10 protein-coding genes are annotated in these 14,360 nt (G+C 64.6%); 7 read left to right on the top strand and 3 right to left on the bottom strand.

What is annotated here, in order from left to right:
• Positions 1-142: 142 nt before the first annotated feature.
• The 4 genes from ACVW16_RS33820 (at position 143) to ACVW16_RS33805 (ending at position 4,181) form a co-directional block, all read left to right on the top strand.
• Entirely contained in the window at positions 143-1,780 is a 1,638-nt protein-coding gene (locus tag ACVW16_RS33820; RefSeq protein WP_456734960.1) for a L,D-transpeptidase family protein, read from the top strand.
• A gap of 90 nt (positions 1,781-1,870) precedes the next feature.
• The gene (locus ACVW16_RS33815; protein WP_456734959.1) at positions 1,871-2,440 is read left to right on the top strand and encodes a glutathione peroxidase; all 570 of its coding nucleotides are present in this window, start codon (positions 1,871-1,873) and stop codon (positions 2,438-2,440) included.
• A 174-nt stretch (positions 2,441-2,614) separates the two neighbouring features.
• Positions 2,615-3,622, top strand: a complete 1,008-nt coding sequence (locus ACVW16_RS33810; RefSeq protein WP_456705266.1) for a polysaccharide deacetylase family protein — start codon at positions 2,615-2,617, stop codon at positions 3,620-3,622.
• Between the two features lie 7 nt (positions 3,623-3,629).
• Positions 3,630-4,181: a dihydrofolate reductase gene (locus ACVW16_RS33805; RefSeq protein ID WP_456703282.1), complete on the top strand. Its 552-nt coding sequence runs from the start codon at positions 3,630-3,632 to the stop codon at positions 4,179-4,181.
• A gap of 3 nt (positions 4,182-4,184) precedes the next feature.
• Here the strand turns inward: ACVW16_RS33805 and ACVW16_RS33800 are convergent, their stop codons facing one another.
• Together ACVW16_RS33800 and ACVW16_RS33795 are read right to left on the bottom strand one after the other, a co-directional pair.
• Complete coding sequence (locus ACVW16_RS33800) at positions 4,185-4,637, bottom strand: DoxX family protein (RefSeq protein ID WP_456703281.1); 453 nt, start codon at positions 4,635-4,637, stop codon at positions 4,185-4,187.
• Between the two features lie 335 nt (positions 4,638-4,972).
• The gene (locus ACVW16_RS33795) at positions 4,973-7,285 is read right to left on the bottom strand and encodes an NADP-dependent malic enzyme (RefSeq protein ID WP_456734958.1); all 2,313 of its coding nucleotides are present in this window, start codon (positions 7,283-7,285) and stop codon (positions 4,973-4,975) included.
• 247 nt (positions 7,286-7,532) lie between these two features.
• On the opposite strand from ACVW16_RS33795, the gene ACVW16_RS33790 reads away from it, so the two are divergent.
• Entirely contained in the window at positions 7,533-9,503 is a 1,971-nt protein-coding gene (locus tag ACVW16_RS33790) for a hypothetical protein (protein WP_456734957.1), read from the top strand.
• A gap of 147 nt (positions 9,504-9,650) precedes the next feature.
• Here ACVW16_RS33790 and aspS read toward each other — a convergent pair whose 3' ends face one another.
• The gene (aspS, locus tag ACVW16_RS33785) at positions 9,651-11,423 is read right to left on the bottom strand and encodes an aspartate--tRNA ligase (protein WP_456734956.1); all 1,773 of its coding nucleotides are present in this window, start codon (positions 11,421-11,423) and stop codon (positions 9,651-9,653) included.
• Positions 11,424-11,619: 196 nt separating this feature from the next.
• Between aspS and ACVW16_RS33780 the strand changes: the two genes are divergently transcribed.
• Both ACVW16_RS33780 and ACVW16_RS33775 read left to right on the top strand, forming a co-directional pair.
• Positions 11,620-13,092: a protein adenylyltransferase SelO gene (locus ACVW16_RS33780; protein ID WP_456734955.1), complete on the top strand. Its 1,473-nt coding sequence runs from the start codon at positions 11,620-11,622 to the stop codon at positions 13,090-13,092.
• 415 nt (positions 13,093-13,507) lie between these two features.
• Entirely contained in the window at positions 13,508-14,359 is an 852-nt protein-coding gene (locus tag ACVW16_RS33775; protein ID WP_456734954.1) for a phosphodiesterase, read from the top strand.
• Position 14,360: the final 1 nt, after the last annotated feature.

Genomic DNA, 14,360 nt, shown 5'->3' with positions numbered 1-14,360 from the left:
GCCGGGCGCGGCCGGCGTTTACCGCTCCGTGAGGCTTTTTTGCTACGTGTAAAACAAAAGTCGCTGATCGCAGAACTGCCGTGCTGGTGAACGCGTATCCCCTCTGCGACACTAATGTCTGAATTGGATGCGGATTCGAGGAATGAACAGCGTGAACGGGCCCCATGTTTCAGCCGCGTCGGCACGGCTGTGGCAGGTCGCGATTCTGGCGGCGGCCGGTGCGATCGGTACGGCTGGTCAGGCGGAAGCGGCGTTCTATTATTATCCCGATTATTCCGACGGAGCCTACGGACGGCAGGAGCGGTATCCCGAGGAGCCGCGCCTGAAGCCGCAGAAGCGCGGCGCGGCAGCCGCCAAGACCAGGAAAGGGTCGCGCGTCGAGAAGGAGACCAACGCGAAGCCGCAAGGTCCACTCGTCATCGTCGTCTCGATCGACCGGCAGAAGGTGACGGTCTACGACTCCAACGGCGTGTTCGCGGAATCGCCGGTGTCGACCGGCATGAAGGGCCATTCGACCCCGATGGGCGTGTTCAGCGTCATCCAGAAGCACAAATTCCACCACTCCAATATCTACAGCGGCGCGCCGATGCCGTACATGCAGCGCATCACCTGGTCCGGCGTCGCCATGCATGCCGGCGTGCTGCCGGGCTATCCGGCCTCGCACGGCTGCATCCGCATGCCGATGGCGTTCGCGGTGAAGATGTGGAACTGGACCAAGATGGGTGCGCGCGTGATCGTATCGCCCGGCCAGATGACACCGCAAAGCTTCTCGCATCCGCTGCTCGCCTCGCTGCGCGTTACGCCGCAGCCTGCGGCAAGCCTCGAGCCGACGACCAGCGTCGGCGACAAGGCGGACAAGGGCGCGCCGGAGACCAAGGCCGCGGACGCCAAGCCTGTTGAAACCAGGCCTGTCGAAACCAAAACCGCCAGCGCTGAAGGCGTGCCGGAGCTGCGCTCAACGGTCGGCCATGTCGTCATGTCGGACGCGACCGCGGGCACTGCCCCGATCCGCGAGGAAGGCGCCAAAGCCGAGGTCAACGCCGAGGCCTCCGAGCCGGCCAAGCAGCCCCCGGCCACTGCCAAGGCGGGCGAACCGGCTGAGCCCGCGGATGCCGCGAACACTGAAGCGAAGCCGGCCGAGGCTGCGGAAGCGCCCAAGGCGGCTTCGGATGCCGAGCCGACCAAGGCCGACGCAGCCGCGATCGAGCCAAAGCCCGACGCCGCGTCGGCCATGGCCCCCGCGCAACCCGCTTCTCCGGACGCGAAGAAAGACCAGACCCGCGTCGCCGATCCCGCGCCGTCGGTGAAGCCGGAGCTGCCAAAGCGGGGCGGTCAGATTGCGGTGTTCATTAGCCGCAAGGATTCCAAGCTCTATGTGCGGCAGAACTTCGCGCCGCTGTTCGATGTGCCCGTGACGATTGCTGCGAGCGACCGGCCGCTCGGCACCCATGTCTTCACTGCCGAAGCCGACAAGACCGATGCCAATGCGCTGCATTGGTCGGTGGTGTCGCTGCCCGTTGCCGTCCGCGCCGCCGCGCGCGAGGAAGATGGCCACGTGCTGCGCCGCCAGCGCGGCGCTGCGGTGATCCCGGTTGCCGCAAAGCCTGTCATCACGCCCGACAGCCCGGCCGAGGCACTGGACCGGATCACGATCCCTGCGGACGCCATAGCCAAGATCAACGAGATGCTCACGTCAGGCGGCTCGGTCATCGTGTCCGACCAGGGCATCAACCAGGGTGAAACCGGCGAAGGCACCGACTTCATCGTCCGCCTCTACTGAGCCGGGAACCACGATAACGCGGTGTTGAGCAGGCCAGTCGCCACGGCGGAGTAAGCTTCGCCCCGGATCACATCCGGGGGACGCCGCCATATGTTGAACCGCAGAACCGTACTCACAACGGCGCTGCTCGCAGCAGCTGCCTCGGCAACGCGCGCACGCGCCGATGGCGGAATGAGCCGGATGCCCGCCTACGCCTTCTCTTTCCCCGCGCTATCAGGCGACGACATTCACCTCGCCGCCTTCAGCGGCAAACCGCTGCTGATCGTGAACACGGCCTCGCTCTGCGGCTATACCCCGCAATATCAGGGGCTGCAGGAGATCTGGAGCGAGTTTCGCGAGCGCGGCTTGACTGTGATCGCCGTCCCCTCCAACGATTTCGGCGGCCAGGAGCCCGGCGGCACCAGCGAGATCTCGGAGACCGCGCACCACCAATACGGCGTTACCTTTCCGATCGCCGCCAAGGCCGTCGTGGTCGGACCAAAAGCGCATCCTTTCTACAAATGGGCGGCCGAGGCGCGCCCCAAGGAGGTTCCGAAGTGGAACTTCCACAAATACCTTGTTGGCCGTGACGGCTACATCGCCGAGGTGTTTCCGTCCGCCGTGGAGCCGGCCGACACCCGCATCAAGACCGCGATCGCCCGGGCGTTGGCCGACAGCTGACGCGCCCGGCTGCAACAGGGCTGGGCACAATTGTCGTGGAGCGCCAAACAGCCGTTGCAATGGCGATGGAGCACCATCTAGGCTACGGTCAGCGAAGATATTGTGGGCAGGATGGGTTTTGCCGGAGGCGAAAAGCCACGGCGGAACAACGGGATCAATCTCGAGGACAACACCATGCGTGTGGCGGCAAAACTGATTTTGGCAAGCGCGATCTCCGTTGCGCTGACAGGCGCGGCATGGTCGCAGACCCCGGCTGCAAAACCCGCAGCCGCGACGCAGGCGGCTCCCGCGGCCACACCGGCTGCGGCTCCGGCAGCCGCGGCCCCCGCAGCGCAACCGAACGCCGCCGCCTTCCCGCCTCCGCCGCAGCAGGCGCCGCAGCCGGCGCGCGCCGCATGCACCAATCCGAACGCGCTGGGCGTCGCCCGTACCGTCGAGATCGACACGACAGGCGGCCCCGGCTTCGGCTTCGAGCATTTCAAGGAGCTCGACTTCCTGCGCGACAAGGAGGTCGTGCTGACCTTCGACGACGGTCCCTGGCCGCGCAACACGCCCGCCGTGCTGAAGGCGCTCGCCGACCAGTGCACCACCGGCATCTTCTTCTCGATCGGCAAGCACGCCACCTACGAGCCGGAGCTCCTGAAGCAGGTTTACGCGGCCGGTCACACCATCGGCACCCACACCTGGTCGCACGCCAACCTCAACGACAAGAAGCTGTCCGAAGCGCAGCGCAAGGAGGAGATCGAGAAAGGCATCAGCGCCGTGAAATGGGCGCTCGGAGGTATCTCGCCGGCCGCGTTCTTCCGCTTCCCGGCGCTGCAACATCCGCCTGAAATGGTCACCTATCTCGGCAATCGCAATGTCGCGATCTTCTCCTGCGACATCGACTCCTTCGACTTCAAGGCGTCGAAGCCCGAGAAGGTGATCGACACCGTGATGAAGGGGCTCGAGAAGAAGGGCAAAGGCATCATCCTGATGCACGATTTCCAGAAGCACACGGCGGAAGCCCTGCCGGAATTGCTGAACCGCCTCAAGGCCGGCGGCTACAAGATCGTGGCGATGCGCGCCAAGGCGCCGGTCGCCTCGCTGCCCGAATACGACCAGGAACTGATGAAGGACGTGAAGCTGCCGACGGTGAGCACGCGTCCGGTCAATTCCGTGGTGACGACCGTTTCCGAATAGTCGTCACTTGTCGTTCCATTTCGAAGGCTACGTCATCGTTTCGGCGGACGGCATGCTTGCCGACGCGAGCCATGTCATGCCCGACAGTCTGAGGTTCAAAGGCGACAAGCTGTTCTTCGAGCAGGCGCTCGACGGTGCCGCGCTGATCGTGCACGGCCGCAACTCCTATGAGGCGCAGGCGAACTCGCCCAAGCGCAAGCGGCTGATCCTGACCCGCAAGATCAAGGCCCTCACCGTCGATCCGGAGATGCCGAACGCGACGCTGTGGAATCCCGCGCATGCGAGCTTCGAGGAAGCCTGCGCCTTTGCCGATGTCGCCTCGGGACGGGTCGCCGTCATCGGCGGCCCCACCGTGTTCGATATGTTCATGGACCGCTACGACACGTTCTGGCTGTCGGAAGCCCCGCATGTGCGGTTGCCCGGTGGTGAGGGCTGTTTTGGGGATGTCCCCAGGCGGACGCCGCCCGAGGTGCTGACGTCACACGGATTGACTCCAGCCGCGCCGTATCTGCTCGATGCGGCGCATGATGTGACCGTCACGCCTTGGCGGCGCAACTAGCGCCTACACGTCCCCGTAGGCCGTCTCGGCCGAGCGCGTGGCGCGGCCATAGCCCATGATCATGAACAGCGCCCCGATGATCGAGAGATTCTTCAGCGCGTCGATCACAACAGCCGCGTTCTCGGGCGCCGCCTGATTCCAGAAATCAGAGAACAGGACCGTCGAGGCCGCGACGTCGATCACCATCAGCATTGCAAAGAAGCGCGCGCCGAAATTCAGCGCAATCATCAGCCCCGCGATGATCTCGAGGCCGCCGACCGCGATCGCCAGCAGCTGCGGCGTGGTCATGGCGGTCGCGGTCTCGACCTGCTTGGCGTAGGGCGCGATCACATCGGGGATCACGAGCTTGCCGGCGATGAAATCCGCCGTCGCCTGGATGGCGAAGAGCTTGGTCGCGCCCCTGTAGATGAACAGCACGGCGAACAGGATCCGCCCGAAAGTCACGAACGCTGGCATGGTCGGCCTCTTGGCAAAACACTGGGCACGGGGTGCGCCTGTGGATTATGGAGAGTCCGATTGCCGTTTTCAAACGGGGAAATGGAAACCTGGGACTTATTCAAAATTGGTGGTGTGGGCGGACTCCTTCTTCCGTTGTGGGAGAACGTAGGCGGCCTTCGGCCGCCGTACCTGGCAACGCCGAAGCGAGCTTCGGCTACGGCTCCGGATAAGGGGTTCGCTCCACGACTTCAATCAAGAGAGGCGTTCGCGGAGGAACCCCTCACCCGTCTCTCCGCTACCTCGGCGAGCCCCCCTCTCCCACAGGGGGGGAGAGGGAAAGCAGGACCTCGCCCTTACGTAAACAACGTCGGCTGCTGCCGGGCCGCCCGCTCCTGGGCTTCGACCACGGCAACCGCCGTCATGTTGAGGATGCCGCGCGCGGTCACCGACGGTGTGAGGATATGCGCGGTCCGCGCCGGGCCGATCAGGATCGGGCCCACGGGGAGCGCGTCCGCCAGCGACTTGATCATCTGATAGGCGACGTTGGCGGTATCCAGGCTCGGCATGATCATGATGTTGGCCTCCCCCTCGAGCTTGGAGTGCGGCAGCACCATTTTTCGCGCGGCAGCCGAAAGTGCGGTGTCGCCCTGCATCTCGCCGTCGGCCTCGATCTCGGGATGCTTCTCCCTCAGCAACTGGGTCGCCCGGCGCATCTTGCGCGAGGAGTCGGTGTCGTAGCTGCCGAAATCCGAATGCGAGACGAACGCGATCTTCGGCTTGATGTTGAAGCGCTGGACGTGGACCGCTGCCAGCGAGGCGATCTCGGCGAGCTCCTCCGGGCCCGGATTCGGCCGGACCTGGGTATCGGCGATGAAGAACGCCCCCTTGCTGGTGATCAGCAGCGCCAGCGCGGCATAGTCGCTGACGCCGGGCGAGAAGCCGACGATCTCGCGGACATGGCGCAGATGGCTCATATAGCGGCCCTCGACGCCGCAGAGCATGGCGTCCGCCTCCCCGCGCGTCACCGCGAGCGCCGCGATGACCGTGTTGTTGGTGCGCACCACCGTGCGCGCCGCATCCGGCGTTACGCCCCGCCGGCCGGCGAGCTCGACATAGGACTGCACATAGGAACGATAGCGCGGATCGTCCTCGGGATTGACGAGGTCGAAATCCTTACCGGCCTTGATGGACAGGCCGAAGCGCTTGATGCGCGCCTCCACCACCGAGGGACGGCCGACCAGGATCGGCGTCGCCAGCTTCTCCTCCAGCACCACCTGCGTGGCGCGCAGCACGCGCTCGTCTTCGCCTTCGGCGTAGATCACGCGCACCGGCTGGGTCTTGGCCTTGGCGAACATCGGCTTCATGACGAGCCCGGAGCGGAACGCGAAGCGCTCGAGCAGCGCGCGATACTCGTCGAAATTGGTGATGGGGCGCGTCGCGACACCTGATTCCATCGCCGCCTTGGCAACGGCGGGCGCGATGCGGAGAATCAACCTGGGATCAAAGGGACTCGGGATCAGCGAGCCGGGCCCGAAGCCGCCCGCCTCGCCGGTGTCGAGGCTGCCCTGGGAGACCGCATCCGACGGCGCCTCGCGCGCGAGCTGCGCGATGGCCTCGACGGCGGCGTGCTTCATCTCCTCGTTGATGGCGCTGGCGCCGACATCGAGCGCACCGCGGAAGATGAAGGGGAAGCAGAGGACGTTGTTGACCTGGTTCGGATAGTCCGAGCGCCCGGTGCAGATCATGGCGTCGGGACGCACTTTCCGCGCTTCTTCCGGCATGATCTCTGGAGTCGGATTGGCGAGCGCCATGATCAGCGGCTTTTCGCCCATCGCCTTGGCCATCTCGGGCTTGAGCACGCCCGGTGCGGATAGCCCGATGAAGATGTCGGCCCCGCCGATGACGTCGCCAAGCGTGCGCTTCTCGGTCTTCTGCGCGTAGACAGCCTTCCAGCGATCCATCGTGGTGTTGCGGCCCTCATGCACGAGGCCATCGATGTCGCAGACCCAGATGTTCTTGTGCTGCGCCCCCATCGAGACCAGCAGGTTGAGCGTCGCGATGGCCGCGGCCCCTGCCCCCGACGCCACGATCTTGACCTCCGACAGTTTCTTGCCGTTCAGGCGCAAACCATTGGTGATGGCGGCGGCGACGATGATCGCGGTGCCGTGCTGATCGTCATGGAAGACCGGGATCTTCATGCGCTCCTTCAACTGCGCCTCGATCTCGAAACATTCCGGCCCCCGGATGTCTTCGAGATTGATGCCGCCGAAGGTCGGCTCGAGCGCCGCCACGGTCTCGACCACGCGCTCGATGGTGTCGGCGGCGATCTCGATGTCGAACACGTCGATGCCGGCGAATTTCTTGAACAGGACCGCTTTGCCCTCCATCACCGGCTTGGACGCCAGCGGGCCGATATTGCCGAGGCCGAGCACCGCGGTGCCGTTCGAGACGACGGCGACCAGATTGGCGCGGGTCGTCAGGGTCGCGGCTTCCGCCGGGTTCTTGGCGATCTCGGTGCAGGCGGCGGCAACGCCCGGAGAATAGGCAAGCGCGAGGTCGCGCTGGTTGGCGAGCGGCTTGCTCGCCTGGATCTCGAGCTTTCCGGGGCGCGGCAGACGGTGATAGGCCAGTGCCGCCTGGTGGAGATCATCAGAATAGGACGACATGCGGTCTCTTGCCTCGCGTTACCGGCCTCAAAATGCCTCATCCGGAGCAGCTGTCCAAGCGGCCAGTTATTTCCGGGTCATGGAAACCGGATCAAGCACGGCCGAAGGCCCGGTGGCAACATCCGATTGCATCGACATCAACAGGGCGCGTCGTCAAACGTCTGATTGCGCTAGCTTTCCCTGGACCTTGCGACGTTTCCCGAATATGCCAGGTTGCGCAGCGCACAACGAACAACTGGAGCTGGGAATGAAGCGAATCCTGATCGGCCTGGTCGTGACAGCCGTGCTCGCGGCGGGCGGATGGTTCGGCTTCAACCTTTATGTCCAGCACCGGGTCAGGGCCGAGGTCGAGGCCGCGTTCGAGCAGATGCGCGCCGGTGGCGGCAAAGCGAACCACGGCAAGGTCGGCTTCGACGTGATGAGCAGGACGCTGACCATCGAGGACATCGCGGTCACGCCCGGCAGCCAGCCGCAGGCGCAGGTCAAGATCGCTGGCATCAAGGGCACCGGCGTTCGCCAGATCGACAACACCAGGTTTTCGGCCGACAGCATCGACATCACCGGCATCGACGTCGCGCTGGATCAGGTCGGCCAGGCCAAGGTGAACGGATCCTACAAGATTCCGCAACTGACGATGCGCGACTATGCCGGCCCCCTTCACATCGGGACGGCACCAACGAACGGCTCCTTGATCGATCTCTACCGCTACGTGCTCGGTCAGTATGCGAGCGTCACAGCGTCCTCGCTCACTGCGCCGACGCTGACGATGAGCTTCGATTCCGGCAGCGGTCCCGGTGGCAGCGGCGAGATCACCTATTCCGGATTGGTGATCCAGAACCTGAAGCAGGGCAAGATCGATGCGATAAAGGCGGACCGCGCCACCATCTCGGCCGACGTGAGGCAGCCAGGCAAGCCGGACAAGCTGACCGGCGAGCTGTCCAACATCATCGTCAACGATTTCGATGCGACCGGGATCATCGCCGCGCTCGATCCCAAGACCAACAGTGACGAGACCTATCGTCGCGTCTACCGGCAAGTCTCGGCCGGTCCCTACGCGCTCAAATCGGCTCAGGGGTTGCGTCTCGATTTCGACGGCTTCGTGATGGAGGACGTCGGCGTGCAACCGTCGAAATTCCGGCTGGACGAGCGATTTGACGCGCTGTCGCAACTACAATCGGCTGTTCCGACGCCGGCACAGTCGCGCGAAATGCTGGAGAAGATCGCCGGAATCTATGAGGGTCTTCGCATCGGCAAGGCCGAGATCAGCAAGATCTCGATCGGCACGCCGGAGGGGACCGGAAAGGTCAACGCGATCAGATACCGCGAGGGCGAATTCGCGATCGAGGGCGTCGATACACCGGCCCCGCAGGGTCAGTTCAAGATGGAGCGCTTGGCGCTGAAGTCGTTCAGCGCAGCAACTCTGGTGCGCTTGGGGGCGGGCCTCAGCAATCCCGGACAGACGCCCTCGCCGGAGCAGATGCTGAGCCTGTTCCGCGTGCTGGAAGGCGCCGAGATCAAGGGCGTGGTCTTTCCCTACAAGAACACGCGGCAGCTCGTCACCATCGACACGATCAGCCTGAACTGGGGCCAGTTGATCGGATCGATCCCGAGCAAGGCCAATCTGGTCGTCAAGATGGTCGCCCCTACCGATGCCGCCAATCCGGCGCAACGGCTGCTGATCATGGCGGGCGTCGACAAGCTCGCGATCGATCTCGACCTCGGCGCGGCCTGGACGGAATCGTCGGGCGCATTCGCGCTCGCGCCTGCGACCATCGATCTCGGCAATCTCGCCCGGGCGCAGGCCCGCTTCGCGCTCGCCAACGTGCCGCGCGGCCTGTTCACGACCGATCCGGCGCAGGCCATGGGTCAGGCGGCGCAGGTCGAGACCGGCGCGCTCGAGCTTTCCTTGCGCGACAGCGGCGTCGTCGACCTCGTCGTGGCGCAATTCGCGCGCATCCAGAATGTCAGCCGCGACGCCGCCCGCAGCGCCATCGTCGAGATGATCAGCGCACAGGGCGAGAAGATCGCAGCCTCCAATCCCGATGCGAGAGTGGCGGTGGATGCGCTTGCACGCTTTGTGGAAACGTCAGGGCAAACGCTGACCATCAAGCTGACCCCGCTCGGCAAGCTGCCGGTGCTTCAGCTCATGGACGCGCTGAACCACGAGCCGGTCGTCGCGCTGGCGCAATTCCGGATAGAGGCGTCGACGGGGCTTTAGAGGAGAAGCACAACTCTCTCACCGTCATTGCGAGCGCAGCGAAGCAATCCAGAATCTTTCCGCGGAGGGACTCTGGATTGCTTCGCTGCGCTCGAAAAGACCATGTGGAGAGAGTCTCTCCCCGCAGGCGGGGAGAGACGAATTGCCTCACTTCTGCGGCAGGTTCACCCGCACGTGCAGCTCGCGGAGCTGCTTCGTCGTGGCCTCCGACGGCGCGCCCATCAGCAAATCCATCGCCTGCTGGTTCATCGGAAACAGCGAGATCTCCCGCAAATTCGTCGTGCCACAGAGCAGCATCACGATGCGGTCGACGCCTGCGGCCATGCCGCCATGCGGCGGCGCGCCGTACTGGAAGGCGCGGTACATGCCGCCGAAGCGATCGACCACCTCCTGCTCGCCGTAGCCGGCGATCTCGAACGCCTTCACCATGGCTTCCGGCACGTGGTTGCGGATGCCGCCCGAAGCGATCTCGTAGCCGTTGCAGGTGATGTCGTACTGGAAGGCCTTGATGGTCAGCGGATCCTGGTCCTTCAACGCGTCCAGACCACCCTGCGGCATCGAGAACGGGTTGTGCGAGAAGTCGACCTTCTTGTCGTCCTCGTTGTATTCGTACATCGGGAAGTCGACGATCCAGGCGAGCTCGAACCGCTCCTTGTCGGTGAGGTTCAATTCCTCGCCGACCTTGTTGCGGGCAAGGCCCGAAAACTTCCAGAACTTGTCGGGATCGCCGGCGACGAAGAAGGCAGCATCGCCTTCCTTGGTGCCGATCTGGGCGCGGATCGCAGCGGTGCGCTCCGGCCCGATGTTGTTCGCCAGAGGACCCGCACCCTCGCCGCCTTCGCGCCACATGATGTAGCCCAGACCAGGCTGGCCTTCACCCTGCGCCCACGAGTTCATGCGGTCGCAGAAGGCGCGGCTGCCGCCGCCCGGCGCCGGGATCGCCCAGACCTGGTTCTTGGGGTCTTCGAGCATGCGCGCGAACACCTTGAAGCCGGAGCCGCGGAAATGCTCGGAGACGTCCTGCATCTCGATGGGGTTGCGCAGATCGGGCTTGTCGCTGCCGTATTTGCGCAGCGCCTCGGCAAACGGAATCCGCCGCCAGCCCTTCGTCACCGGCTTGCCCTTGGCGAACTCCTCGAACACGCCGGTGATGACGGGCTCCATTGCCGCGAACACGTCTTCCTGCGTGACAAAGCTCATCTCGACGTCGAGCTGGTAGAACTCGCCCGGCAGACGGTCGGCGCGCGGGTCCTCGTCGCGGAAGCAAGGCGCGATCTGGAAGTAGCGGTCGAAGCCCGACATCATCAGCAGCTGCTTGTACTGCTGCGGCGCCTGCGGCAGCGCGTAGAATTTTCCCGGATGGATGCGCGAGGGCACCAGGAAGTCGCGGGCACCTTCCGGCGAGGACGCAGTCAGGATCGGCGTGTTGAACTCGAAGAAGCCCTGCGCCTCCATGCGTCGGCGCATCGACTTGATGATCTCGACGCGCGTCATGATGTTCTGGTGCAGTTTTTCGCGCCGCAGGTCGAGGAAGCGATACTTCAGCCTGATATCCTCAGGGTATTCCTGGTCGCCGAACACAGGCAGCGGCAGGTCGCCGGCAGGTCCCAGCACCTCGATCTCGCTGACGTAAACCTCGATCTTGCCGGTCGGCAGATCGTCATTGTCGGTGCCTTCGGGGCGGCGGCGGACCTTGCCGTCCATCTTGACCACGAATTCCGAGCGCAGCTTTTCGGCCAGCGAGAATGCCGGCGAATCAGGATCGACCACGCACTGGGTCAGTCCGTAATGATCACGCAAATCAATGAACAGCACGCCGCCATGGTCGCGAACGCGATGGACCCAGCCCGAGAGGCGAATGGTCTCGCCGATGTTGCTCTCGCGGAGCGCGCCGCATGTATGTGACCGGTAGCGATGCATGGTCGTCCCAAAATCAATGTCGGAGGATACGAATCGGACCGCCTGAAACGACCGGTCCGAAGTTGCGGCAGGGTTTACCCGACGAGACCGGGTGCGGCAACCAAAGGAAGGGCCTGTTTCGGGCCCCGAAGGTCCCTTTTTGGGCCATTTGGGCCCAAGCCTTTGCCATCAGGCGTTCCAGCCCTATCTTGAGCCCATGACGGTCCATTTCCCCTTCCAGAACTCCTATTCGGCCCTGCCGGACAGCTTCTTCGCCCGCGTCGCGCCGACCCCCGTATCCGCGCCCCGGCTGATCAAGCTGAACCGGCCGCTGGCGGTCCAGCTCGGACTCGACCCCGACATGCTGGAGACCCCTGAAGGCGCGGCCATCCTGGCCGGAAAGACAGTTCCCGATGGAGCCGACCCCATCGCCATGGCCTATGCCGGCCACCAGTTCGGGCATTTCGTGCCCCAGCTCGGCGACGGCCGCGCCATCTTGCTCGGCGAGGTCATCGATAGAGACGGCGTCCGCCGCGATATCCAGCTCAAGGGCTCGGGTCCCACCCCGTTCTCCCGCCGCGGCGACGGGCGCGCCGCGCTCGGGCCGGTCTTGCGCGAATACATCGTTAGTGAAGCGATGTACGCGCTCGGTATCCCGACCACCCGCTCGCTCGCCGCCGTCATCACCGGCGAACCGGTGATCCGCGAGGCCGTGCTGCCGGGCGCGGTGTTGACGCGCGTCGCCTCGAGCCATATCCGCGTAGGCACTTTTCAGTTCTTCGCGGTCCGCCGCGACACCGATGCGATCCGTCGGCTCGCCGATCACGTGATCACCAGGCACTTTCCGGACCTGCTCCATGCCGAGCGGCCCTATCATGCCCTGCTCGCCGGCGTCGTCGCGCGCCAGGCCGAGCTGATCGCTCGCTGGCTCTTGGTCGGTTTCATCCACGGCGTGATGAACACCGACAACAGCTCCATCTCAGGCGAAACCATCGATTACGGCCCCTGCGCCTTCATGGATGCCTACAATCCCGCCCAGGTGTTTTCGTCGATCGACGAAATGGGCCGCTACGCCTACGCCAACCAGCCGCGCATCGGCCTGTGGAATCTGACGCGCCTCGCCGAATGCCTGCTGCCGCTCTTCTCCGACGACCAGGAGAAGGCGGTCGCCGAAGCGCAGGACATTCTCGGCGCTTTCTCCGAGACGTTCAGCGCCGCGTATCAGGCCGGCCTGCGCAAGAAGGTCGGCCTGTTCACGGAGCGCGACGGCGACGAGGCCCTGATCCAGGACCTGCTCGATGCCATGGCCAAGAACCAGGCCGACTTCACGCTGACCTTCCGCAAGCTCGGCGATGCCGCTGGCGATGACGGCGCCGAGGTTCGTGCACAGTTCATGGAGCCCGCAGTGTTCGACGAGTGGGCCGGACGCTGGCGCGTACGTATCGCGCTGGAGCCGCAGACCGCAACTGAGCGGCAAGCCGCGATGCACGCTGTCAATCCGCTGTTCATCCCGCGTAACCACCGCGTCGAGGCCGTGATCCAGGCCGCGGTGAACAACGACGACTACGCGCCGTTCGAGGAATTGGTGAAAGTGCTGGCGAAGCCATTCGAGGATCAGCCGGACTACGCCGCCTACGCCGATCCGCCGCTGCCGGAGCAGCGGGTGCTGCAGACATTCTGCGGGACGTGAGGGAAGCGCAGTGCCGTAGGTGGATTAGCCGAAGGCGTAATCCACCGCTTCTTCCAACAATGGAAAGCAAGAGGCGGATTGCGCTTCGCAATCCACCCTACGCACCGCCGCTCTGCGGATTTTCCGATAATGCCATGATGCCGCTGTTTTGCCCGACGTGTCAACGGATGTCGAACAGCGTTCAAGCCGGTTGTCCGGCGACCATCGGCTACTGTGCATGGGGTTGTTTTCGAGATTTGGCATACTCGGGCGGCTACCGCATCGCGAGATGAGCGGATTGACCGCCGCAGCCGTTCTGCCCGACAATTTGCCGCGTCGGCAACCACTGTCATCAAACTGAAACACTCGCACTCTAACCGGCTGGCGGGCCGTCTTGCCGGAGGCGACCGTCCTCCCAGAGACCTGACACGCGCGCATGCCATTCAAATTTATCCACCTCACCGACACGCATCTTGCGGGCCCGGGCCAGCAGCTTTATGGCCTCGACCCGCGCGCCCGCCTCGACGCGGCCATCGCCGACATCAACAAGCATCAGTCCGACGCGGTGTTCGCGGTCGTGACCGGCGACCTCACCCATTGGGGCGAGCCTGACTCCTACGCCAATTTTGCCGAGGCGATGGCTGCGCTGAAGATCCCGTACATCGCCATGGTCGGCAATCACGACAAGCGCGTGGCCTGCCTCGACGGCCTGAAGGCCGCACCGCGCGATCCCAACGGTTTCGTGCAGGGCACCCGCGCTACCGAGCATGGCCTGTTCGTCTTCCTGGACACACTGGACGAGACCAGCCACGCCGGCGAAATGTGCGCCAAGCGGTTCGACTGGCTGGCGAAGACGCTGGCCTCTGCGCCTGACGACCAGCCCTTCGTCGTGTTCATGCACCATCCGCCCTTCCCGGTCGGCGTCCGCGCGATGGATGAGATCGCGCTGAAGCAGAGCGCGGAGTTCGCCGAAGTGATCGCGCCCTATCGCGCGCGCATCCGCCATCTCTTCTTCGGCCATGTGCACCGGCCGATCTTCGGCAGCTACGGCAAGATCCCGTTCTCGACGCTGCGCGGCACCAACCATCAGGTCTGGTTCGAGCTCGATGCCAATGCCGCCGACCATTTGGCGAGCCACGAGCCGCCGGCCTATGGCGTGGTGCTGATCGACGGCGAAAACCTCGTCGTGCACAGCCACGACTTCCTCGACACCAGTCTGCGCTTTCCCTTCGACCCACCTGCGGGAATGGACGGACGCGACTATGCGCTCAATTTCCCGGCGCGGTGAC

Source organism: Bradyrhizobium sp. USDA 4474 (genome assembly GCF_054057515.1).
This window is presented reverse-complemented; position numbering and strand designations above follow the sequence as displayed.